21 protein-coding genes and 1 pseudogene are annotated in these 20,445 nt (G+C 69.3%); 9 read left to right on the top strand and 13 right to left on the bottom strand.

Annotated elements, in window-relative coordinates; genetic code table 11:
- Positions 1 to 33 precede the first annotated feature (33 nt).
- From ACFVQ0_RS21190 to ACFVQ0_RS21180, 3 genes are read right to left on the bottom strand one after another with little or no spacing between them, the layout of a single operon-like run.
- Positions 34 to 912: a sugar ABC transporter permease gene (locus tag ACFVQ0_RS21190; protein WP_390090167.1), complete on the bottom strand. Its 879-nt coding sequence runs from the start codon at positions 910 to 912 to the stop codon at positions 34 to 36.
- Entirely contained in the window at positions 909 to 1,928 is a 1,020-nt protein-coding gene (locus ACFVQ0_RS21185; protein ID WP_390090165.1) for a carbohydrate ABC transporter permease, read from the bottom strand. The genes ACFVQ0_RS21190 and ACFVQ0_RS21185 overlap by 4 nt, the downstream gene beginning before the upstream one ends.
- Before the next feature lie 21 nt (positions 1,929 to 1,949).
- Positions 1,950 to 3,227, bottom strand: a complete 1,278-nt coding sequence (locus tag ACFVQ0_RS21180; protein ID WP_390090163.1) for an extracellular solute-binding protein — start codon at positions 3,225 to 3,227, stop codon at positions 1,950 to 1,952.
- A gap of 393 nt (positions 3,228 to 3,620) precedes the next feature.
- Between ACFVQ0_RS21180 and ACFVQ0_RS21175 the strand changes: the two genes are divergently transcribed.
- Positions 3,621 to 4,688, top strand: coding sequence for a LacI family DNA-binding transcriptional regulator (locus ACFVQ0_RS21175; protein WP_024489926.1), 1,068 nt, complete (start codon positions 3,621 to 3,623; stop codon positions 4,686 to 4,688).
- A gap of 135 nt (positions 4,689 to 4,823) precedes the next feature.
- Positions 4,824 to 5,720, top strand: a complete 897-nt coding sequence (locus tag ACFVQ0_RS21170) for a phosphatase PAP2 family protein (RefSeq protein WP_390090743.1) — start codon at positions 4,824 to 4,826, stop codon at positions 5,718 to 5,720.
- A gap of 68 nt (positions 5,721 to 5,788) precedes the next feature.
- On the opposite strand, the gene ACFVQ0_RS21165 is transcribed toward ACFVQ0_RS21170, so the two are convergent.
- Entirely contained in the window at positions 5,789 to 8,785 is a 2,997-nt protein-coding gene (locus ACFVQ0_RS21165) for a bifunctional [glutamine synthetase] adenylyltransferase/[glutamine synthetase]-adenylyl-L-tyrosine phosphorylase (RefSeq protein ID WP_390090160.1), read from the bottom strand.
- A gap of 136 nt (positions 8,786 to 8,921) precedes the next feature.
- On the opposite strand from ACFVQ0_RS21165, the gene ACFVQ0_RS21160 reads away from it, so the two are divergent.
- Complete coding sequence (locus tag ACFVQ0_RS21160) at positions 8,922 to 9,437, top strand: pyridoxamine 5'-phosphate oxidase family protein (protein WP_390090158.1); 516 nt, start codon at positions 8,922 to 8,924, stop codon at positions 9,435 to 9,437.
- Between the two features lie 17 nt (positions 9,438 to 9,454).
- Here the strand turns inward: ACFVQ0_RS21160 and ACFVQ0_RS21155 are convergent, their stop codons facing one another.
- The 4 genes from ACFVQ0_RS21155 to ACFVQ0_RS21140 form a co-directional block, all read right to left on the bottom strand.
- Positions 9,455 to 10,252 (bottom strand): putative protein N(5)-glutamine methyltransferase, encoded by a 798-nt coding sequence (locus ACFVQ0_RS21155; protein WP_390090156.1) that lies wholly within the window; start codon positions 10,250 to 10,252, stop codon positions 9,455 to 9,457.
- A gap of 265 nt (positions 10,253 to 10,517) precedes the next feature.
- Positions 10,518 to 10,745 (bottom strand): hypothetical protein, encoded by a 228-nt coding sequence (locus ACFVQ0_RS21150; RefSeq protein WP_390090154.1) that lies wholly within the window; start codon positions 10,743 to 10,745, stop codon positions 10,518 to 10,520.
- A gap of 34 nt (positions 10,746 to 10,779) precedes the next feature.
- Positions 10,780 to 12,003: an NADH:flavin oxidoreductase gene (locus ACFVQ0_RS21145; RefSeq protein ID WP_390090152.1), complete on the bottom strand. Its 1,224-nt coding sequence runs from the start codon at positions 12,001 to 12,003 to the stop codon at positions 10,780 to 10,782.
- 119 nt (positions 12,004 to 12,122) lie between these two features.
- A complete protein-coding gene (locus ACFVQ0_RS21140) occupies positions 12,123 to 12,347 on the bottom strand; it encodes a cold-shock protein (protein ID WP_390090150.1) in 225 nt (74 codons plus the stop codon).
- A gap of 103 nt (positions 12,348 to 12,450) precedes the next feature.
- Between ACFVQ0_RS21140 and ACFVQ0_RS21135 the strand changes: the two genes are divergently transcribed.
- Positions 12,451 to 13,389, top strand: coding sequence for a LysR family transcriptional regulator (locus ACFVQ0_RS21135; RefSeq protein WP_390090148.1), 939 nt, complete (start codon positions 12,451 to 12,453; stop codon positions 13,387 to 13,389).
- A 28-nt stretch (positions 13,390 to 13,417) separates the two neighbouring features.
- On the opposite strand, the gene ACFVQ0_RS21130 is transcribed toward ACFVQ0_RS21135, so the two are convergent.
- From ACFVQ0_RS21130 to ACFVQ0_RS21115, 4 genes and pseudogenes are all read right to left on the bottom strand, one after another.
- On the bottom strand, positions 13,418 to 14,287 hold the full coding sequence (locus ACFVQ0_RS21130) for an alpha/beta fold hydrolase (protein WP_390090146.1): 870 nt from the start codon (positions 14,285 to 14,287) through the stop codon (positions 13,418 to 13,420).
- A gap of 100 nt (positions 14,288 to 14,387) precedes the next feature.
- Positions 14,388 to 14,852 carry a hypothetical protein gene (locus tag ACFVQ0_RS21125; RefSeq protein WP_390090145.1) on the bottom strand — a complete coding sequence of 155 codons (465 nt, stop codon included), beginning with the start codon at positions 14,850 to 14,852 and terminating at the stop codon, positions 14,388 to 14,390.
- A 203-nt stretch (positions 14,853 to 15,055) separates the two neighbouring features.
- Positions 15,056 to 15,142, bottom strand: a pseudogene (locus ACFVQ0_RS21120) (glutamine synthetase); the annotation flags it as partial.
- Between the two features lie 133 nt (positions 15,143 to 15,275).
- Positions 15,276 to 15,515, bottom strand: coding sequence for a hypothetical protein (locus ACFVQ0_RS21115; RefSeq protein ID WP_390090143.1), 240 nt, complete (start codon positions 15,513 to 15,515; stop codon positions 15,276 to 15,278).
- A gap of 673 nt (positions 15,516 to 16,188) precedes the next feature.
- Here ACFVQ0_RS21115 and ACFVQ0_RS21110 point away from each other — a divergent pair.
- Complete coding sequence (locus ACFVQ0_RS21110) at positions 16,189 to 17,028, top strand: nuclease-related domain-containing protein (RefSeq protein ID WP_390090142.1); 840 nt, start codon at positions 16,189 to 16,191, stop codon at positions 17,026 to 17,028.
- 9 nt (positions 17,029 to 17,037) lie between these two features.
- On the opposite strand, the gene ACFVQ0_RS21105 is transcribed toward ACFVQ0_RS21110, so the two are convergent.
- Positions 17,038 to 17,502, bottom strand: a complete 465-nt coding sequence (locus ACFVQ0_RS21105) for an NUDIX domain-containing protein (protein ID WP_390090741.1) — start codon at positions 17,500 to 17,502, stop codon at positions 17,038 to 17,040.
- An 18-nt stretch (positions 17,503 to 17,520) separates the two neighbouring features.
- Here ACFVQ0_RS21105 and ACFVQ0_RS21100 point away from each other — a divergent pair, with 18 nt between their 5' ends.
- The 4 genes from ACFVQ0_RS21100 to ACFVQ0_RS21085 all read left to right on the top strand — a co-directional run bounded on the left by ACFVQ0_RS21100 (position 17,521) and on the right by ACFVQ0_RS21085 (position 20,396).
- Positions 17,521 to 18,300 carry a GntR family transcriptional regulator gene (locus tag ACFVQ0_RS21100; RefSeq protein WP_390090140.1) on the top strand — a complete coding sequence of 260 codons (780 nt, stop codon included), beginning with the start codon at positions 17,521 to 17,523 and terminating at the stop codon, positions 18,298 to 18,300.
- 135 nt (positions 18,301 to 18,435) lie between these two features.
- A complete protein-coding gene (locus tag ACFVQ0_RS21095) occupies positions 18,436 to 18,765 on the top strand; it encodes a hypothetical protein (protein WP_327336846.1) in 330 nt (109 codons plus the stop codon).
- A 2-nt stretch (positions 18,766 to 18,767) separates the two neighbouring features.
- Positions 18,768 to 20,120 (top strand): FtsK/SpoIIIE domain-containing protein, encoded by a 1,353-nt coding sequence (locus tag ACFVQ0_RS21090; RefSeq protein WP_390090137.1) that lies wholly within the window; start codon positions 18,768 to 18,770, stop codon positions 20,118 to 20,120.
- Positions 20,121 to 20,201: 81 nt separating this feature from the next.
- Positions 20,202 to 20,396, top strand: a complete 195-nt coding sequence (locus ACFVQ0_RS21085) for a hypothetical protein (protein WP_390090135.1) — start codon at positions 20,202 to 20,204, stop codon at positions 20,394 to 20,396.
- The last annotated feature ends 49 nt before the right edge of the window (positions 20,397 to 20,445 follow it).

Here is a 20,445-nt window from a genome sequence, read left to right as displayed (position 1 = left end):
ACTGGTGCGTGCGGGTCGTACGGCCGTGCTGCCTCAGCCCTTGACGGCTCCGGCGGACATGCCGGTGACGAGGTGCTTCTGCGCGAACAGGAAGACCAGGGCCGCGGGTATCGCGATGAGCACGGAGGCTGCGGTCATCGGGCCCCACTGCGCCCCGTAGCGGTTGACGAACAGCTGGAGTCCGCCCGCGAGGGTGAGGTTGTCCTCCCCGACCATGAAGGCGGAGGCGTACGCCACTTCGCCCCAGGCTGTGATGAAGGAGTAGAACGCGGTGACGGCGAGTCCGGGCTTGGCCAGCGGGAGGATGAGCCGCCAGAACGTGCCGAACGGGGTGAGGCCGTCGACCTGCCCCGACTCGTCGATCTCGCGCGGGATGGTGTCGAAGAAGCCCTTCATCATCCAGGCGCAGAACGGCACCGAGATGGTGAGGTAGGTGATGACGAGACCGGCGGGCTTGTTGAGCAGGCCCATGGTCGCCATGATGTTGTAGATCGGCACGATGAGGACGGCGACCGGGAACATCTGGGTGATCAGCAGCGTCCACATCAGTCCGCGCTTCCCGGGGAAGCGGAACCGGCTGACGGCGTAGCCGGTGGAGGCGGAGACGATCACGCCGACGAGTGTGGTGAGCCCCGCGACGACCACCGAGTTGCCGAACCAGGTCAGGAACTTCGTGTCCTTGAGCAGGTGCGTGTAGTTCTCGAACGTCGTGTCTTTGAAGAAGCTCGTGGTCGTCGCGAACTGCGCGGGCTTCAGCGAGGTGAGCAGGACCCACAGCACGGGGAAGACGGCGATCACGGACGCGACGATCAGCGTCAGGTGCAGCGCGGTGGAGGCCAGCGGCGAACGCTCGCCGCGCAGCCGGACCTTGGGCGCGGAGTGCCGCGCGGCGGGGGTGGGTGCCGTGGTCACCAGTCATCTCCCTGGGTGCGGAGGACTCGCCGGTACACAGCGGCGAAGAGCATCAGGAGTACGAGGATCAGCACGCCCCACGTGGAGGAGAGCGCGAAGTCGCGCGGGCTGATCTCGAAGGAGAACTTGTACGCCTGCGTCACCAGGATCTGGGTGGCGTCACCGGGTCCGCCGCTGGTCAGCAGGAAGATCACCGGGAACATGTTGAAGGTCCAGATGGTGGAGAGCAGGATCACGGTGGTGGAGACCGGCCGCAGTCCGGGCAGGGTGATGTGGCGGAAGCGCTGCCAGGCGGTGGCGCCGTCCATCTCGGCGGCCTCGTAGTGCTCGCTGGGGATGGACTGGAGCCCGCCGAGGAGGGCGACCATCATGAAGGGCACGCCGAGCCACACGTTGACGGCGATGACGGAGAGTTTCGCCCAGGTGGGGTCGTTGAGCCACGGGATGCCGTCGAAGCCGCTCCCGGAGAGGATCCTGTTGAGCAGCCCGCGGTCCTCGTTGTAGAGGAAGCGCCAGGCGAAGACGGAGACGAAGCCGGGGATGGCCCAGGGCAGGATGAGCGCCATCCGGTACGCGGAGCGCCCGGCGATCCGGCGGTTGAGGATGTTGGCGAGCCCCATGCCGAGGGCGAAGGTGATGGCCACACAGGAGACCGTCCACACCAGGGTCCAGCCGAGCGTGCCGAGGAACTCGCTGCCCTTCAGTACGTCGGTGTAGTTGTCCAGGCCCACGAACTCGTACGTCGCGGGGATGTGGTTGACACCGATGGACCGCTCGACGTTGCGCTCGTTGGCGTCGGTCATCGACAGGTAGATGCCACGGACCAGCGGATACCCGATGATCACGCCGATGACGATGACGACCGGGGCGACCATGGTCCAGGCGTACCAGTGGGTCGACAGCGCCCGCCGGATCCGGCCCGGGGGCGTGGGGTTGCCAGTACCGCGGCTCCGGCCGCGGGCGACGATGTCGTCGCCCGCGGCCTTCGCCACCGACTGGCTGGTGTGGACAGCCATCAGCCGGCCTGCCTTCCTGGGTTACTTCCAGCCCTTGAGGAGCTTGCGGTAGGAGTCGCCGGTCGTCTTGACGGCCTTCTCCGGGGAGGTCTGTCCGGTGAGGACCTTCGTGTACTCGGTGACCAGCGGCGCGAAGAGGCTGCCGGTCTCCGGGATCCAGGGGCGCTCGACGGCGCTCTCCACGACGGGCTTGAAGAAGCCGACGATCTCGTTGTCGACGACGCTCTCCTGCGCGTAGGCGGAGGTGCGGGTCGGCAGCAGGTTGAGCTCCTTGGTGACCTGGGCCTGGGTCTTGACGGAGGTCATGTAGTCGACGAAGGCGTAGGAGGCGTCGAGGTTCTTGGAACCGGCGTAGACGGCGAGGTTGTGACCGCCCTGCGGGGCGCCCTGCGCGGCGGAGCCGGCCGGGACCGGGGCGACGCCCAGGTTGGCCTTGTCCGCGAACTCCTTGCCGGTGTAGGTGTCGGCGACGGCCCACGGGCCGTTGATCATCATCGCGACCTTGCCGTCCTTGAAGGACGACTGCATGTTCTCCCAGCCGTCCGTCGCGTCGGTCTTGGCGGCGCCGGAGTCGACGAGGTCCTTGACGACCTTCATCGCCTTGACGCCGGCCGGGTTGTCGATGGTGACGGACTTGTTGGAGGCGTCGACCATGTCGCCGCCCTCGCCGTACAGGAAGGACAGGAACCAGTACGCGTCGTCGCCGCGCAGGTAGAGGCCGGTCTTGCCGGTCTTGTCCTTGATCTTCTTCGACGCGGTCTTCAGCTCGTCGACGGTCTTGGGGACCTGGACGCCGGCCTCCTTGAAGATCTTCTTGTTGTAGAAGATGCCCATGGAGTCGATGACCTGCGGCACCGCGTACGTCTTGTCCTTGTACTTGGTGGACGCGGCGGCCTGCTTCAGGAAGTCGTCCGCCTTCTGGAGCGCGGGGGTGCCGTCCAGCGGAGCGAGGTAGCCGAGGTCGGCGAACTCGGGCGTCCACGCGACCTCGGAGCGGATCACGTCGGGGGCGCCGGAGCCGGACTGCGCGGCGTTCTTGAACTTGTTCTGCGCGTCACCGAAGGGGACGTTGACGTACTTGACGTCGACCTTGGGGTGCTCCTTCTCGAAGCCCTCCGCGATCTTCTTGAAGACCTTGTCCTCGCTGCCCGCGGTGGAGGTGTCCCACCACGTGACGGTGCCGGAGAGCTCGCCCGAGCTCTTGGAGGTGCCGTTGGAACTGTCGTCGTCGCTGCCGCAGGCGGTCGCCGCGAGCGCCAGGGCCGCGACCAGGGCGGTGGCCGTTATGCCACGTCGCATCTGAACTCCTTCAACTGCCGTACCGCTCCGTCGCGGCGCCGGGTCGACGTGAACGTAACAAGGATGAAAGAAGGCCGAAAGAGTTTGCGGAAGATTTCTGCAAGCTTCGGCGATCGTTACATTCGCGTGTCCTCACGGTTGCCGTCAAGCCCCTTGACGCGGAGCACCGAGCCCTGACAGGGGCAGGCCACCACCCATGATTCCGCAGTGCGACGATCTGACCGCAGCCCGCAGTCCGGCCCCGCAAGACTTTGCAAGATATTGCCGAGGGGGCCGACCGAAGGAGCTGCGCGAGCAGCCGGGGGCGGGGGCGCGGGCCGCTTCCGCGGGCGTCGGCGTCCGATTCCTGTGCATGGTGGGCAATCCGACCCGCTCCCGGTACAGTCCAGTTCCATGACCGCACGGCTTGCCGATATCGCAACTCAGGCGGGGGTCAGCGAAGCGACGGTCAGCCGTGTACTGAACGGCAAGCCCGGGGTTGCCGCTGCCACCCGCGAATCCGTCCTCGCCGCGCTCGACGTCCTGGGCTACGAACGGCCCGTACGGCTGCGCAGGCGCAGCGCGGGTCTGGTCGGCCTGATCACGCCGGAGCTGGAGAACCCCATCTTCCCGGCGCTCGCCCAGGTCATCGGGCAGGCGCTGACCCGGCAGGGCTACACCCCGGTGCTGGCGACCCAGACCCCCGGCGGCTCCACCGAGGACGAGCTGACCGAAATGCTGGTCGACCGCGGCGTCTCGGGAATCATCTTCGTCTCCGGGCTGCACGCCGACACCTCGGCCGATATGCAGCGCTACGAGCAACTGCGCGCCCAGGGAGTCCCCTTCGTACTGGTTAACGGTTTCTCGCCCAAGGTGCAGGCGCCGTTCATCTCACCGGACGACCGGGCCGCGATGCGGCTGGCGGTGACGCACCTGGTGTCGCTGGGCCACACCCGGATCGGACTGGCCGTCGGGCCCAAGCGGTTCGTCCCGGTGGTCCGCAAGATCGAGGGCTTCCACGCCACGATGCGGGAGCAGTTGAACCTCACTCCGGACGAGGTGGAGGGGCTGATCCAGCACTCCCTTTACACCCTGGAGGGCGGTCAGGCAGCCGCCTCCGCGCTGATGGAGCGGGGCTGCACGGCGGTGGTGTGCGCGAGCGACATGATGGCGCTGGGCGCCATCCGCGCAGCTCGCAGGCTTTCCAGGGACGTGCCGCGCGATCTGTCCGTGGTCGGTTACGACGACTCCCCGCTCATAGCGTTCACCGATCCGCCGCTGACCACGATCCGGCAGCCGGTGACGGCGATGGGTCAGGCCGCGGTCCGTACGCTCCTTGAGGAGATCGGCGGCACACCCGCCCCGCACAGCGAGTTCGTCTTCATGCCCGAGCTGGTCGTGCGCGGCTCGACGGCCGCCGGCCCCGGTCCCGACGCGGCATCGCCCGCCCCGCCCGTCCAAGGATCCCACGCACACCCGTAGTCCGCAGGACGTGCGGGCCGCTCCCGACCGGAGGATCATCAGGCGGAGGGGGCGAATCTGGCAGACTCTGTGCCTATGGGTGAATTGAGCGTGAAACGACAGGAAGGCCGTACGGAGGCCACCCCGTCACCCATCGTGAACGAGGCGGCTCCCGAGGCGAACACGAAGCAACCCGGCGACGTGAACCGGATGCGAAGACTGCGCGATCGCACCCTGGCCGGGCTGCGTGGTCCGCGGTCCCCGCGGAGGCCACGTCTCTGGTTCGAAATCCTGCTCATCGCGGTCAGTTACTGGCTGTACTCGCTGGTGCGCAACGCCGTCCCCGAGCAGAAGGCGGCGGCCCTGGCCAACGCCGACTGGATCTGGTCGGTCGAGCGGTTCATGGGCATCGCCGTGGAGCGGTCGGTCAACCACGCGGTCAACTCGGTGACATGGCTGATCGTGTCGATGAACTACTACTACGCGACACTGCACTTCATCGTCACCATCGGTGTGCTCATCTGGCTGTTCCGCCGCCACCCGGGCCGCTACGCGGCAGCCCGACTGGCCCTGTTCGCGACCACGGCCGCCGCGCTGGCCGGCTACTACCTGTACCCGTTGGCGCCGCCCCGCCTGATGAACGGCAGCACGTTCATCGACACGGTCATGGTCCACCAGACCTGGGGCTCGATGGCTTCGGGCAACTTCAAGAACATGTCGAACCAGTACGCGGCGATGCCGTCGATGCACATCGGCTGGTCGCTGTGGTGCGGGCTGACCGTGTTCGCCCTGGCCTCCGCGCCCTGGGCGAGGATCCTCGGCCTGCTCTACCCGATGGTCACCCTGATGGTGATCGTGTCGACCGCGAACCACTTCTGGCTGGACGCGGTGGGCGGCATGGCCTGCCTGGCCTTCGGCTACGCGGTGTCGTACGCCTGGTACGGAGCGCTTCCGCACCATCTGCCGAGGCGGATTCCGCCGAGGGACGCCGGGCGCGCCCGGCTGTCCGCGCTGTCGGTCCACCGGGCGAAGGCCGCGGTGGGCCGGAACTGAGGGCCGTGGGACAGGTGCGGGCGCGCCCGGGTTTCCGGGCTCCGCCCCGGAACCCACGGCGCACCGCGTCACACCGCCGCCCCGTAGAACCGCTCGTCCACCACCGCCCGCGCCCGCCGGGTGATCCGCCGGTAGTCCTCCAGCATGTCGCCGACGTGGCCGGGCTCGTACCCCAGGTAACGCCCCACCGCGGTCAGCTCCCGGGGGTTGGACGGGAACGTGTCGCCCGGCCTGCCCCGTACCAGCATCACCGCGTTGCGGACCCGGGTCGCCAGCACCCACGCCTCGTCCAGGGTCTGCGCGTCCTCCGCGGAGAGCAGCTCCGCCGCGCCGGCCGCGGCCAGCGCCTCACGGGTCCGGGTGGTCCGCAGCCCCGGCTCGGCCCAGCCGTGCTGCATCTGCAGCAGCTGGACCGTCCACTCGACATCGCTCAGCCCGCCCCGGCCCAGCTTGGTGTGGAGCGTCGGGTCCGCCCCGCGCGGCAGCCGCTCGGACTCCATCCGGGCCTTGAGCCGCCGGATCTCGCGGACCGCGTCCTCCCCCAGCCCCTCCGCCGGGTAGCGCAGCGGATCGATGAGCTCGATGAAGTCGCGGCCCAGATCCGCGTCGCCTGCCATCGGCTGGGCCCGCAGCAGCGCCTGGCTCTCCCAGACCAGCGACCAGCGCCGGTAGTACGCCTCGTACGACTTCAGGGTGCGGACCAGCGGTCCGCTCTTGCCCTCGGGGCGCAGATCGGCGTCGATGATCAGCGGCGGGTCCGCGGTGGGCAGCTGGAGCAGCCTGCGCATCTCGGCCACCACCCGGTTCGCGGCCCTGGACGCCTCCTGCTCGTCGACGCCCTCGCGCGGCGCGTGGACGAACAGGACGTCCGCGTCGGAGCCGTAGCCCAGCTCCTGTCCGCCGAAGCGGCCCATGCCGATCACGGCGAACCGGGTGGGGAGCGTGTCGCCCCATTCGGCGCGTACGGCGGCGCGCAGGGCCCCGGCGATGGTGACGGCGTTGAGGTCGGTGACGGCGGTGCCGACGCGGTCGACGAGCGCGCCCGGGTCCTGTTCCGCGGGGCTGTCCTCGGTGCCGTAGGAGCTGATGAGGTCCGCGGAGGTGGTCCGGAACAGTTCGCGGCGCCGCACCCCGCGCACCACCGCCACCGCGGATTCCGCGCCGTCCGAACGGCCCACCGCTGCCAGCACCTCCTGCTCCAGGGCGTCCCGGCCGCGCGGCTTCAGCCCCTGCGGGTCGCCGAGGATGGTCACCGCCTCCGGGGCGCGGAGCAGCAGGTCGGGGGCGAGCCGGCCGGCCGAGAGGACCCGGGCGAGGTTCTCCGCCGCCGCGCCCTCGTCGCGCAGGAGGCGCAGGTACCACGGGGTCTTGCCCAGCGCGTCGGACACCTTGCGGAAGCCGAGCAGTCCGGCGTCCGGGTCGGCGGAGTCCGCGAACCAGCCGAGCAGCACGGGCAGCAGGGTGCGCTGGATGGCGGCCTTGCGCGAGACGCCGGACGACAGCGCCTCCAGGTGGCGCAGCGCGGCCGCCGGGTCCTCGTAGCCGAGGGCTTCGAGCCGGTGCGCGGCGGCCTTCGTGCTGAGCCGGGACTCACCGGGGGCGAGCTGGGCGACCGCGTCGAGCAGCGGCCGGTAGAACAGCTTCTCGTGCAGCCGGCGCACCACGGAGGCGTGCCGCTTCCAGGCCTGGTTGAGCTCGGTGACGGGGTCCACGCGCATGCCCAGCGAGCGGGCGAGGCGCCGCAGGTCCGGTTCGTCCTCCGGGACCAGGTGGGTGCGGCGCAGCCGGTAGAGCTGGATGCGGTGCTCCATCGTGCGCAGGAAGCGGTAGGCGTCGTCCAGCTGCGCGGCGTCCACCCGGCCGACGTAACCGCCCCGGGCGAGCGCGCCCAGGGCCTCCAGGGTGGAGCCGCTGCGCAGCGTGGTGTCGTTGCGGCCGTGGACGAGCTGGAGCAGCTGTACGGCGAACTCGACGTCCCGCAGTCCGCCCGGCCCGAGCTTGATCTCGCGGTCGACCCGGTCGACGGGGATCGTGTCGATGACCCGGCGGCGCATCTTCTGCACGTCGGGGACGAAGTTCTCCCGGTCGGCGGCCTGCCAGACGAGCGGCGAGACGGCGTCGACGTACTCGGCGCCCAGCGCGGGGTCCCCGGCCACCGGCCGGGCCTTGAGGAGCGCCTGGAACTCCCAGGTCTTGGCCCAGCGCTGGTAGTAGGCGAGGTGCGAGGACAGGGTGCGCACCAGGGGCCCGTTACGGCCCTCCGGGCGCAGGTTGGCGTCCACCGGCCAGATGGTGCCCTCGACGGTGGTGTCGGAGCAGATCCGCATCATGTGCGCGGCCAGCCGGGTGGCGGCCGGGATGGCGGCGCTCTCCTCCGCGCCGTCGGCGGGTTCCGCCACGAAGATGACGTCCACGTCGGAGACGTAGTTCAGTTCGTGGCCCCCGCACTTGCCCATCGCGATGACGGCGAGGCGGCACTGCGCGGCGTCCTCCGGCGCGGCCGTACGGGCGATCGCGAGGGCGGCCCGCAGGGTCGCGGTGGCCAGGTCCGCGAGCTCGGCGGCGGTCTCCGCGACATCCGTGGTGCCGCACACGTCCCTGGCCGCTATCGACAGCAGGCACCGGCGGTAGGCGACGCGCAGGGCGTCCTGGTCGTCGGCGCCGGCCAGCTCGTGCTCGAACTCGGCCACTCCGGGATGCAGGTCGGTGGCCTCGTACGTGACGAGGGCCTGCCAGTCGCGCGGGTGCCGGGCCAGGTGGTCGCCGAGCGCCTCCGACGCCCCCAGCACCCCGAGCAGCCGGTCCCGCAGCGGTTTGGCGGTGACGAGGGTGTCCAGCAGGATCTGCCGCTCGTCCGCCTCCTCCGCCTCCACGAGCCGTACGACGCCGCGCAGCGCGAGATCGGGGTCGGCGGTGGCCCCGAGCGCTTCGAGGAGAACGGGGTCGGAGCGTACGGAGGTCAGGTCCGGCAGGTCGAGCAGCCGCTCCGCGCCGGACGGGTCGGTGAATCCGTGCCGCAGCAATCGGGTGAACGTACTGCTCCTGCGCCCCGGCAACGTCGTCATTCCGTGCTCTCTCCTGCTCGCCGCCCGATCACGTTCCAGTCTTACGAGCCTAGTCCCGCACCGATGAATACGGAGGGGTCGCACAGTCTGTACTTCACCAGCATGTCCCGTTCAGCACTCTCCTGGAGGCCCGGTCATGTCCGCAGCCGAACCGCAAGCCGAGCTGGACCCCCGCTACAGCAGTTCCGGCGCAGAGCCCGCCCACTGGGCCGACGCGCGGGAACTGCTGTCCGGGGCCGAGCTGTACTGGCTGACGACGGTCCGTCCCGACGGCCGCCCGCACGTCACCCCGTTGATCGGGGTCTGGTGGCAGGGGGCGCTGTACTTCTCCACCGGCGCCGAGGAACGCAAGGGCCGCAATCTGGCGGCCAACCCCGAAGTGGTCCTCACGACCGGCAACAACGCCTGGACCGAGGGCTTCGACGTGGTGGTGGAGGGCCGGGCGGACCGGGTGACGGACGCGGCCCTGCTGACCGCTCTCGCCCAGGCCTGGGAGGCGAAGTACGGGGAGTTCTGGCACTTCGACGTCGCGGACGGCATGTTCGTGGGCTCCCAGGGCAACCGGGCCGAGGTGTTCGCGGTCTCCCCGCGCACGGTCTTCGGCTTCGGCAAGGGCGAGCGGTTCAGCCAGACCCGGTGGCGTTTCGCCTGAGCCGTCGGGGGGCTCGGCTACCGGGGCCGGGCGGGCATGGTCCCGATCACGACGGTGGCGTACAGCTCGTCGCAGGTCACCACGCGCGGGATCAGTCCGCTGCCGCCGACGGTCTCCTCCGCGAGGGCGGCCTGCCGTTCGCTCGTCTCGACCAGCAGGCTGCCGCCCGGCGCGAGCCACCGGGGTGCCTCCGCGGCCACCCGGCGCATGACGTCGAGACCGTCGCCGCCGCCGTCCAGCGCCACCAGTGGCTCGTGCACCCGCGCCTCCGCGGGAAGCAGTGCGACATCGCCGGTCGGTACGTACGGCACGTTGGCGAGCAGTACGTCGACGCGCCCGCGCAGCGACTCGGGCAGCGGGGCGAAGAGATCACCCTGGTAGACCCGGCCCAGCTCACCGACGTTGCGCCGGGCGCAGCGCACGGCGGCGGGTTCGACATCGGAGGCGTGCAGCTCGATCCCCTCCAGCGCCGCGGCGAGCGCGGCGCCGAGCGCGCCCGTGCCGCAGCAGAGGTCGACGGCCACGGCGGGTCGCGGGGCGAGCGCCACGGCCTGCCGGATCAGGAACTCGGTGCGGCGGCGTGGGACGAAGACCCCCGGGTCCACGGCGATCCGCAGCCCGCTGAACTCGGCCCAGCCCAGGACGTGTTCCAGCGGAAGACCGGCGACGCGCCGCTCCACCATGGCGTTGAGTGCGGCGGGGTCGGCGGCGGTGGAGGCGATCAGCTCCGCCTCGTCCTCCGCGAAGACGCAGCCGGCCGTGCGGAGTGTGGTGACCAGGGAGGAACGGGCAAGCGGGGACAGCGGGACCGGCATGGAGCGGAGCCTTTCGGGAAAACGCCGATGGGTGCTCCGCGGTCGGTTACGTCCGGTCGACCACGCGTTGACGAGGGGCGAGCACCCAGCCTGATACAGCGGTGATGGGTCCCACCTCCTCCGGTCCGTCCCCGTGCGGGGATCCTGCGGTACGCCCCTTGCGGGGAAATCCTGCGTACGTCCCCGTGCGGGGGAACGTCACCCTACCCCAGCGGGGTCCGGCGCGTGCCGTCCCGCCGCGGGTCCGGGGTCAGCGCTTTCGGGGTCAGCGCTTTCGGGGGCGCCAGTCGTTGCCGCCGTCGATGAACCGGTTGTGCACGGCGACCGACGTGTTGGCCGCCCGGATGTTCCGCGCCTCCGCGCTGTGCTCCCGCTCGATCTGCTGCCCGTCGAAGTTGTCCGTCTGGCCGCGCCTGCTTCGCAGCGTCAGTTTCACGATCAGGAAGACGACCACGGCGAACAGCACGCCGAGCACTGCGACAACCTCAGCCATGGCTCCCCCGTCCACTGCGGCTCCGCTGCCATTGTCAGTGATCGGGCGCGTGCCGTCCACCGATGAGCGGACAGTGGGTCCCGGTGTAGATCGTGGGCATGCAGCGGTTGCAGTGAATGCACTCGGAGCGGGTCGCGGGGTCGCGCCCGATGCGGTGCAGCAGGTCGGGTTCGCGGAGCAGGGCGCGAGCCATAGCGACGAAGTCGAAGCCCTCCGCCATGGCGCGGTCCATGCCCTGCCGGTCGGTGACCCCGCCGAGCAGGATCAGCGGCAGCCGGAGTCCGGCCCGGAACTGCCGGGCGGCGTCGAACAGATACAGCGACCGGTACGGGTAGGTACGGAAGAAGCCGCGGCCCAGCGCCCGGATCGCGAGGCGCTGCGGGAGCGGGAAGTTCGCCGCGAACTCGGTGACGGGGGCGTCGCCCCGGAAGAGGTACATCGGGTTCAACAGGGAGCTGCCCGCCGTCAGTTCGAGTGCGTCCACCGAGCCGTCCTCCTCCAGCCAGCGGGCGACCTGGAGGCTGTCGTCCACGGTGAGCCCGCCGGGCGCGCCGTCCTTCATGTTGAGCTTGGCGGTGATGGCGAGACGGTCGCCCAGCGCGTCGCGTACCGCCCGGGTGATGCCCAGCGCCACGGCCGCGCGGGCACGCAAGGAGCCGCCGAAGGCATCGGTACGGCGGTTGAGCCGGGGGCTGAGGAAGGCGCTGGCCAGGTAGTTGTGGCCGAGGTGGATCTCCACGGCGTCGAACCCGGCCTCGGCCGCGAGCAGGGCCGCCTCGGCGTGGGCGGCGACGACACGGGCGATGTCGTCGGCGGTGGCCGCCCTGTTACGCCGCATGCTGAGCGGGTTGAAGCCGGCCATCGGGGCGAGGCTGGGCAGCCCGTTGGAGCGCCCGTCCGCCACCGGACCGGCGTGGCCCAGCTGCGCGCTGACCGCGGCCCCGGTACCGTGCACGGCCTCCGTCAGCCTGCGCAGCCCCGGCAGCGCCTCGGGCCGCATCCACAGCTGACGGCGCTCGGTGCGGCCCTCCGGGGACACCGCGCAGTAGGCCACGGTCGTCATGGCGACGCCGCCCGCCGCGGGGCGCAGGTGGTAGTCGATGAGCGCGTCGGTGACCAGCGCCTCGGGGGTGGCACCCTCGAAGGTCGCGGCCTTGATCACCCGGTTGCGCAGCCGCAGCGGCCCCAGCCTGGCCGGTGCCAGCACGTCCGGCGCACGGCCCGACGCGACCCTAGCTGCTCCCGATTCGTCCGGCATGGCGCGCAGCATCGCAGAGAACTGACGAATAGTCAGCAGTGCTGCGGCAGCGGATCCCGCACGCGCCCGCGGTGGACACCGATGGCCATGCAGCGCCTGACGGCTGACGGCTGTGGACGTCAGCCGGGCCTCGGCACGATGCTCACCGCGCGGTAGTCGTATCCGTCCTGCTTGAAACCGGGCGCTTCCCAGACGAGGTCGACCCGTTGTCCGGGCGTCAGGGTGCGGAATCCGGACTGCTGTATATCGGCGTAGTGGCCGAAGCAGCCGCCGGGGGTCTCGGGCGAATCGAGCACGCCCCACCCTTCCTCGTCGCGCCACTCCCGAACCGTCGCGGTCACCATGGGCCGGATCCTATGGGCACCGCCCGCGCGGGCCCGTACGGGACTCCCACAACCGGGCTCTCACCAGCCACAACCATCAGTTGTGCGGACCTAGACTGGACCGGTGGACACCGAGGCATTGCGCACGTTCGTCAGGGCGGCCGAGCTGGGACGACTGCGGCACGCGGCCGACGAGCTGGGCGTGACCCAGCAGGCCGTCTCCAAGCGGATCGCCGCCCTGGAGCGCGAGCTGGGGGTCCGGCTGTTCACCCGCACCCCCAGAGGGGTGGAGCCGACCCTCGACGGTCAGGCGTTCCTCCCCCACGCCCGGAGTGTCGTGGCCGCTGTCGAGCGCGCCGTCGCCGCGGTCAGGCCGGGCTCCCGGGCTCTGCGGATCGACGTCCTCGGCCTGCGGAGCGCGCAGGCCGTCGTGCTGCACGAGTACTGGCGGTCGCGTCCCGGTACCGACCTCGACGTGGTGACCCTCCGGGTCAACGACCCGCGCGTGGCGGCCGCCGCCGTCGCGGCAGGCGATATCGACGCCACCTTCCGTACCGTCACGGACCCGGGCGCACTGCCGCCCGGCGTGCGGATGATCCACGCGTTCGACTCCCCGCTGGAACTCCTCGTCGGCCCGGAGCACCCGCTCGCCGCCGCGCGCAGCCTGACGCCGGCGCAGTTGCGCGACCACCGGATCTGGGTGCCGGGCATCGCGCCGCTGAGCGAGTGGTCGGACTTCTACGACCAGCTCGCCACCGACTTCGGCCTGCGCATCGACGCGGCCGGGCCGCACTTCGGCGACGAAGTGCTGCTGGACACCCTCGCGGAATCCGCCCAGGTGGCCACCCTCGTAGGGGCGCGTGACCGGTACACCTGGCCGGCGGCGTACGACCTGCGGCGCATCCCGGTCGTGGGCCCGGCCCTCGCGTACCCGCTGTCGCTCATCGTCCCCGCGACGAACCGCCACCCCGGCCTCCGCGGAATCATCGCCCACCTGGACAGCCTGCCGGGGCTCCCGGGGCCGGTCTGGCGCCCGGCCTGGGCAACGACGCCGCAGGGGTGAACCGGCGGGGCGCCGGAACCCGCCGACGTCAGACGGCTACCACGTCGTGCCGGGTGAGCCAGAAACCGAGGAGAGCGGAAGCCACTTCGACCGGCTTGTGCACATTGGGGGAATGCCCGCCGCCCTCGATCCGGACGAACGTGGCCCCCAGCTGACGGGCCATCCGCTCCACGCCGTCGGGGTCCCAGGTCTCGTCGGGAGTGCCGGAGACCACCGACACGGGAACGGCCGTCCGAGCGAGGTCGGCCGTTGTGTCCGTCTCGTCCAGCATGTGCTGCGCGACAGCCGCCAACTGGCGCGGGCTGTTGCTCACCCACCGCTGCTCCAGAAAGCGTTCGACCTCCTCGGGCACGGACTCGCCCTTGCTTCGCACGAACGGCCAGATCTTGGCCAAGGGCATCGATTCGATGACGGAGAGCAGCATGTTCAGGCGCTCCCGCTGCCAGGAAGAGACGCCGCCGGGGCCGAAGTTCATCAGAGTGACCGACGCCCAGAGTGAGGGATCTCCCTGAGTCGCGATGACCGCCGCGCGGACGAGACTCCCCCCGTAGGAGTGGCCCAGCAGATGCACGGGGCCCGTATCCAGGGAACGGGTGACGGCAACCAGATCGCCGGCCATGTCGTCCCGGGAGTACGAGGGCGCCGGTGAGGCGTCGCCGGTCTCGTACTGACCTCGGTAGTCCACGGCCAGCACACGTACACCGTCGGCGCTGAGCGCCGGCAGCATGGGGAGGAAGTCCTCCTTGCTGCCCATGAAGCCAGGTACGAGCACGGCCGTCCCCCGCACAGGGGCGTGCCCCGCAGGCGGGACGTCCAGGGCGGCGAAGACACCCCGCTCCGTTCGAAGACGCACCGGGCGCGCGTGGGCCGGGGCCTCGATGCTCAGCAACTGGCTCATGAACAGCATGATAGGCACGGCCGTCGAGCAGGCGGGGCACTCCTCCGGGCAGAGGAGAACACGCAAAACCCCTGCGTAGAGGGGAAGTTCGAGGGTCGTTCTACCCTTCGGATTCTCCACGTGGTTCGGGTACCGTCGCGCGCGGTGCCTCAAGGCGCCAGCCGCCGAGGCGCCCGAGGGCCCTCCAGAACCTGTTCTCGCCGTTCCGCTCGGTCTGCCTGCAGGACTCCCAGGTGAGAATCTCCCGCCCGTACACGCTGCGAGCCAGGTCGTTCACGTCGTTCTCAATGACCCGCAGATGCGTCCCGAGCCTCTGGATGCCGTCATTGCTGTCCCGCAGGTACAGGTAGGCGACCAGGAACACGAGCCCGACCACAAGGATGCGCCAGGGCCCGAGGCCACTGCCGAGCGTCGCCGCGATGACGGTGGCCGCAGCGGCGTATCCGGCCAATTGCTGTCGGGCTCCGATTCTCTGGACCACCTCGGACCGTAAGGATGCGTACTCTTCCATCCGAAGACCGATGATCGCGATCGTCTTCTCGCGCTCGCTCGTGTACCCGCTCACGGCACCCCTCTCATCGCTATGGATGATGCCCAGCCCCGGAGACAGCCACGCCTCCGCCGCGGCAGGGCAGGAAGCGGCCGGTCGCAGCGGCAGGCGAGCTCGCCGGCGACGGCCCATGGCTCGTGGAGCGGCTTCGGGGCCGACGGTGTCGCACCGTCGGCCCCGAAGTCACGTGGCGGCGCCGCGGCGCCGCCTGCCCACGCCTACAGCACCGGCAGCAGGTTCTTCAGCTCGAAGGCGGTGACCTCGCTGCGGTACTCCTCCCACTCCTGCTTCTTGTTGCGGAGGAAGTGGGGCGATGGCTCCCTGACGTGCAGTGAGACTGTTCGGACCTCCCCTGACCTGCGGCCGAGCCGTCGATGGCTGTCAACGTTGTTCAACGCCGAGCACCCTTCGACGGCCCACAGACGGCCCGTGGAGTCGTCAGCGCATGGTCGAGATCAGCGCCAACAGTCCGGTCAGGGCGGCGATCAGAGCTGCTACCGCTTGGATGAAAGACGCGCCCAACTCCCAGGCACGCCTGCGCACCTGAGGCTCAGTTTCTGCGCCTTGAGCGGTCTGCCAAGGCTCAATAGTTGTGCTTGGGGTAGGCACCTTGATACCTTCAAACGTATTGCTTAGTAATACAGGATCGGGATCGTGGTGGTGACGGTTCGTCGTCATGGCTACTCCTGGTTAGTCCTTCAGCGCTTGCGACGCCCTGCCAGGTTGTCTCGCAAGCGCTACGGGCGTTTCCTACCTAACCCGCGATCGTACACGACCGCCACCAACTCCCTGAGACTGGCTATCTGTTCCTCTGCGGTCACGAGGCCGAGAACGGCGACTGTTCCGACCTCAACCCACAACTCGCCCCAGCTCCCATCCCGTCCGCCTTCGACCCACACACCGTGGAGCGGTCGTGGTTCAGGGCGTCAAGGTGGAGCGCGCCACTGTACGAACGACCTTGACGCCCTGGGCCGCGACTGCTCGGCTCTGCCTGGGTCGAAGGTGGACGGGATGGGAGCCCACAACGCTCGCCACGCTGCGGCCGGCACTCGCGAACGGCGCCCCTCCCATCCCGGAGTCTGAGCGCCCCCGCCGGAGGCATCGTTGTGAAGCCGCGGGCTTGGTTCTCGACTCAGGGGCCGTAGTTCGCTGCGGCCCCATGGGCCCGGCCTGGGTGCCGAAGGCACAGAGGGCCGGGCACAAGGGGCCAGCCCGCGCCTTGCGCGGGCACTTGATGAGGTAGAGAAACCTGTAACAGCTCGCTGGACCATGGGCATGAGGCGGCCTTGTGAGGTGAGTTCGCTCCTGGTCCCATGGTGATACCGGGTGCAGGGGAACGCTGGGGGCGGCCATGACTGAGTTGCGAGTGTCGAAGTGGAAGCGCCATGGGCTGGACCGGCTCTACGTGAACACGTCTGATGGTGTGACCGTGGCATGGTTCGACCGGAACACTGGGCATCTCGAAGTCAAGGACGAGAAGTTACGTCAGTCGATCTTGCGTGTCCTGGCTCCGCACATTCCCCCTTCACCACCTTCACTCGTCGGGGTCGGGACGACGCGACTTCCCCCTCCCCCCGAACACGACTTGGCTTTACGGCGCCCTGGTGACGCACTAAGAGAGAAGATTGAAGAAGTCTCACCGGGCCTGCTGAAGCGCTGTCTCGCGCGGATGCTGCGCCGCCCCACTGAGGCTGATTCCTGGAAAGCCGGACTACGCGGCGAACGCATCGTCAGTCGTGAACTGGCACGCCTGTCACGGCACAACTGGCGCTCTCTGCACTCTGTACCGCTCTCCCCGACCTGGGATGTCGACCACCTGCTCATAGGGCTCGGCGGTGTCTTCGCGATCAACACGAAGAACCATCGAGACAAGTCAGTTTGGGTCGGTGACCATGCCGTCCGGATCAACCATGGAGAAGGGCGCCCATATCTCCGGAACAGCCGGCGCGAAGCTGCGATCGTGAAAGGCGTGCTCGAACGAGGATGCGGCTTCCCCGTTGAGGTGAACCCAGTGCTCGTCTTCGTCCGCCCGGCCGGCCTTACTGTGGTGCCTTCGCTACACGACGTGCGGGCACTTGACGATCGAGCCCTCGCCGCCTTGGCACCCCTGGTTGGGGCCCTACGGCCTGAGCAAGTGGAAGCGGTCTATGCCGTGGCGCGGGACCAACGTTCCTGGGCAGGTGCGTTCTGAGTGGAACTCTCAGCGGCTAGCGAGCTTCCGACCATCGTGGGCTCGCACGTGAGGAGCATCGTTCAGCAGGGCATCGGTTACTCGGACTGCATAGACCTCGGCCATGCGGTTGGTCACCTCGTCCGGAGTCAACCACTCGACCGCTGTGGACTCCTCCGATAGCTGCTCCTGGCCGCCCTCGGCGCGACACCTGAAGACCAGGGCAACGATGCCCCGAGCTGTGTTCTTGTAGACCCCGGTCAGGCGGTCCACCTGCACCTTGATGCCGGTCTCTTCGTAGACCTCGCGGCGTACGCCGTCTTCCGGCGCCTCGGACAGTTCGAGCACACCCCCCGGCGGCTCCCACGTCCCATTGTCGGCTCGCTTGATCGTGAGCACCCGTCCGTCCTCGCGGACCACCACCCCAGCTACGGACACGGAGTGGAGCGGCGTTGACGGGGTCTCGTGGCGACTGTTACTCATGTACATGAGAATAGGAGACTGAGAAGGACTATGGCGAGTAGTGAAGTGGCCTCTTCGGCCAAGGCGAAGTATCTCCAGATCGCGGATGACCTTGCGGCTCAGATCCGGTCGGGGGCTCTGGCTGCTGGGGCTGCTGTGCCAAGCGAGACGGAACTCATGAGCCGCTACGGCGTGGCATCGGGGACCGTACGCAAGGCAGTCGCTGAGCTGCGTACGACTCAGTTGATCGAAACGCATCACGGACGGGGCTCGTTCGTCCGGTCCCGACCTCCGGTGCAGCGCAAATCTTCCGACCGCTTCCGCCGGTCTCACCGGAAGGCAGGCAAGGCCGCCTACCTCGCGGAAGCCGAGCAGTCCGGCGGCAAGCCGTCCGTGAACGTCCTCTTCATCGGCCCGGTTGAGGCACCGCAGGAGATCGCGGAACGGCTGGACGTCGCGGCCGGCACTCAGGTCCTCGCGCGAAAGCGCCGGTACTTCCGGGACGGCGTCCCCACCGAGGAGGCCACCTCGTATCTCCCATGGAATGTCGTGAAGGACATTCCGGAGATGTTCGCCGAGAACCCGGGCGGGGGCGGGATCTATGCGCGGCTCGAAGATCGCGGACACATCCTCGCGGAGTTCACCGAGACCGTACGCGCACGGCTGGCGACCAAGGCTGAGGTGTCCGCGCTGGCCCTGAGTCCTGGGTCCCCCGTGATCCATCTCGTACGAAACGCGGCAACAAAGTCCGGACGCGTTGTTGAGGTGTGCGACACGGTCATGGCGGCTGACCAGTTCGTATTGGACTACCGCTTCCCCGCAGGGGACTGACGAGCCGTCAGCGTGCTGGCCCGCCACAAGATTCTTTCTCGTGGCGGGTTGACTCATGTACAGGAGTGCTGCACTCTTCTAGCTATCACTCATATACATGAGTGAAGGAGACACTCTCTTCTACAGGAGACTGCTATGCCGTCGTTCAAGATCGATGTTTCGACCGCTGTCGTGTTCGTCGCGACGCCTCCGACTCCGAAGCTCGTGAGTAAGCAGACCGGTGAGGTGGCGATGGACCGGGAGACCGGTGCCCCGCTCGCCACGGTGGGTCTGCTGATCTCGGATGAAGGGGAGGGCAACCTGTACCAGGTGACGGTGCCGAGCACGGGTGTCCCGGAGAGCCTGGTTCCGGGGACGCCGGTCACGGTGATCGGGCTGAAGGCGCGGGACTGGGAGAACACGTTCAACGGTCAGACCCGGCACGGGATCAGCTTCCGCGCGGTAGCGATCACGGCGAGTGCCTGATCATGTCGAACCTTTCCGGAGTGATCGAGGTGGCGGGGGCCTTATCGGCTGTCGGTGGCCTCGGATTCGCGAAGGGGCATGCGCCTCGGGTGTTCTGGTCGCTGGTGGGTCTGCCGGTGGCTCGGGTCCGGTTCGCGGCTACGTACCGCTCGACGATGGATGTGTGCGGGCTGACGGTTCAGCCGTCCCGGCTGCGGGCGTTCATGGTCCGTAACGTGGCCCGTCGCCAGGATGTGCAGCCGGTTCCGCCGAAGGTGCGCCGGGTCCGTGGTTCCTCGACCGGGATGCGGGCAACTCTCCGTCTTCCGGCCGGCCTGGAGCCTGCGGATGTGGCGACGGCTTCGGAGCGGCTGCGGCACGCCTGGGGTGTCCACTCCGTCCACGTGGTCGAGGTGAAGCCCGGGTTCGTCGAACTGCGGATGACCGGGTACGACGTGCTGCGGCGGGTGAAGATGCCGCGCCGCCTGCCCCGCAAGGTCGCCTCGGGCCCGTTGGTGGTGCCCGTCGCGTTGCGGGAGGACGGTACGGCGTTCGTCCGGGACTACAAGAAGATCCCGCACGGCCTGACCCTGGGCGCGAATCAGTCGGGCAAGTCGATGTATCAGCGCAACCTGATCACGGGACTGGCGAAACTCCCGGTCGGCCTGATCGGGATCGACTGCAAGCGCGGTGTGGAGCAACGGGGTTACGCACCTCGGCTCACCGCCCTGGCCACCACCCCGGACGAAGCCTCGAACCTGCTTGAGGTTCTCGTGCGGGAGATGGAAGCCCGCTTCGACACTCTGAGCGCTCACGGGGTCTCGGACCTGTGGGATCTGCCCGCCAAGGTGCGGCCGGTGCCGCTGGTGGTCCTGGTCGATGAAGTGGCCGAACTGTTCCTGACGGCAGCGAAGAAGGATGAGGAACGGCGCGATCAGATGGTGATGCGCCTGGTCCGGCTGGCCCAGATGGCCCGTGCGATCGGGATCTATCTGGAGATCTGCGGCCAGCGGTTCGGCTCCGAACTCGGCAAGGGCGCAACCATGCTCCGCGCCCAGCTCACCGGCCGTGTGGTGCACCGCGTGAACGACAAACAGACCGCCGATATGGGCCTGGGCGACATCGCCCCCGACGCGGTCGTCGCCGTGACCACGATCGCCCCGGACCGCCCCGGTGTGGCGGTAGCAGGCGACTCCTCCGGGGGCTGGTCCCGTATCCGCACCCCGGAGATGACCGCCGCCGACGCGGTCGCGATCTGCCGCGAGTACGCGCACCTGACCCCGGACATTGAGGCGCTGGCCCCGTTCCGCCCGGTCGTCCGTGCCACCCCGGCCCCGGCTGCGCCGCTGGTCAGCACGGTCCCGGTCACCGAGTAACACCTCGCACCCCCGGTTGGCGTGACCTCTCGCGCCAGGTCCCTACCCCGCCCATGCCCGGAACCGAAAGGAACCACCGCCATGGCCACCACCCAACGGACCACCAAGCCCCTCCTGACGAACCCCGCCCCCGTCGAGCCCGGTGACTGCAAGCCGTGTGGCGGGACCGGAAACGTCCCCACCACGGTCCGTGTCGGTCGCAAGCGCCGCCCGGTCGGACAGCAGGACGGGCTCTGCCTCAACTGCCTCGGCTCCGGAACCGACCCGGACGCCTGACCCCGGCTGCTCCGGGTGCTGGGCGGTGACCACCGAATCCCGCCCGGCC

The sequence above is a fragment of the Streptomyces sp. NPDC057900 genome (assembly GCF_042887885.1).
In the GTDB taxonomy this organism is placed as follows: Bacteria; Actinomycetota; Actinomycetes; order Streptomycetales; family Streptomycetaceae; genus Streptomyces.
The sequence above is the reverse complement of the archived record's forward strand: the minus strand, read 5'-3'. Positions and strand labels throughout refer to the sequence as shown.

Excerpts from the sequence above, each read along its gene's own strand:
- ACFVQ0_RS21085 (WP_390090135.1), top strand. The coding sequence starts at position 20,202 with ATGGCCACCACCCAACGGACCACCAAGCCCCTCCTGACGAACCCCGCC.
- ACFVQ0_RS21175 (WP_024489926.1), top strand. The coding sequence starts at position 3,621 with ATGACCGCACGGCTTGCCGATATCGCAACTCAGGCGGGGGTCAGCGAA.
- ACFVQ0_RS21155 (WP_390090156.1), bottom strand. The coding sequence starts at position 10,252 with ATGCCGGTCCCGCTGTCCCCGCTTGCCCGTTCCTCCCTGGTCACCACA.
- ACFVQ0_RS21115 (WP_390090143.1), bottom strand. The coding sequence starts at position 15,515 with ATGACGACGAACCGTCACCACCACGATCCCGATCCTGTATTACTAAGC.
- ACFVQ0_RS21140 (WP_390090150.1), bottom strand. The coding sequence starts at position 12,347 with ATGGTGACCGCGACGGTTCGGGAGTGGCGCGACGAGGAAGGGTGGGGC.
- ACFVQ0_RS21090 (WP_390090137.1), top strand. The coding sequence starts at position 18,768 with ATGTCGAACCTTTCCGGAGTGATCGAGGTGGCGGGGGCCTTATCGGCT.
- ACFVQ0_RS21185 (WP_390090165.1), bottom strand. The coding sequence starts at position 1,928 with ATGGCTGTCCACACCAGCCAGTCGGTGGCGAAGGCCGCGGGCGACGAC.
- ACFVQ0_RS21150 (WP_390090154.1), bottom strand. The coding sequence starts at position 10,745 with ATGGCTGAGGTTGTCGCAGTGCTCGGCGTGCTGTTCGCCGTGGTCGTC.
- ACFVQ0_RS21145 (WP_390090152.1), bottom strand. The coding sequence starts at position 12,003 with ATGCCGGACGAATCGGGAGCAGCTAGGGTCGCGTCGGGCCGTGCGCCG.
- ACFVQ0_RS21130 (WP_390090146.1), bottom strand. The coding sequence starts at position 14,287 with ATGAGCCAGTTGCTGAGCATCGAGGCCCCGGCCCACGCGCGCCCGGTG.
- ACFVQ0_RS21165 (WP_390090160.1), bottom strand. The coding sequence starts at position 8,785 with ATGACGACGTTGCCGGGGCGCAGGAGCAGTACGTTCACCCGATTGCTG.
- ACFVQ0_RS21160 (WP_390090158.1), top strand. The coding sequence starts at position 8,922 with ATGTCCGCAGCCGAACCGCAAGCCGAGCTGGACCCCCGCTACAGCAGT.
- ACFVQ0_RS21110 (WP_390090142.1), top strand. The coding sequence starts at position 16,189 with ATGACTGAGTTGCGAGTGTCGAAGTGGAAGCGCCATGGGCTGGACCGG.
- ACFVQ0_RS21100 (WP_390090140.1), top strand. The coding sequence starts at position 17,521 with ATGGCGAGTAGTGAAGTGGCCTCTTCGGCCAAGGCGAAGTATCTCCAG.
- ACFVQ0_RS21180 (WP_390090163.1), bottom strand. The coding sequence starts at position 3,227 with ATGCGACGTGGCATAACGGCCACCGCCCTGGTCGCGGCCCTGGCGCTC.
- ACFVQ0_RS21095 (WP_327336846.1), top strand. The coding sequence starts at position 18,436 with ATGCCGTCGTTCAAGATCGATGTTTCGACCGCTGTCGTGTTCGTCGCG.